1 pseudogene is annotated in these 260 nt (G+C 62.7%); it reads right to left on the minus strand.

From position 1 onward, the window contains the following. Positions 1-260: pseudogene (locus SB764_RS41915) on the minus strand (cytosine permease); the annotation flags it as partial.

Below are 260 nucleotides of genomic sequence, written 5' to 3' on the forward strand. Positions count from 1 at the left end.
GTCCTTGCCGGCTGACGCGGCGATGAACGAACCGAGGAACATCACCCAGATGCCACCCAGGGCGCTGCCCCAGAAGGTCCACTTGAACGTACCGCGCCCGGACTCAGGGGGAAGGTAACGCGAATAGTCTGAGACGTAAATGGCCCAGGAAATCTGGTACCCGGCGGCCACGCCCAGCTGCCCCAGGAACGGTACAAGATGGAAATCACCCAGATCGAAGGCACCGCCGGGCAGATTAAGATGCGTGACGGCGGCCACCG

The sequence above is a fragment of the Paraburkholderia sp. SIMBA_027 genome, assembly GCF_046535315.1.
In the GTDB taxonomy this organism is placed as follows: domain Bacteria; phylum Pseudomonadota; class Gammaproteobacteria; order Burkholderiales; family Burkholderiaceae; genus Paraburkholderia; species Paraburkholderia tropica.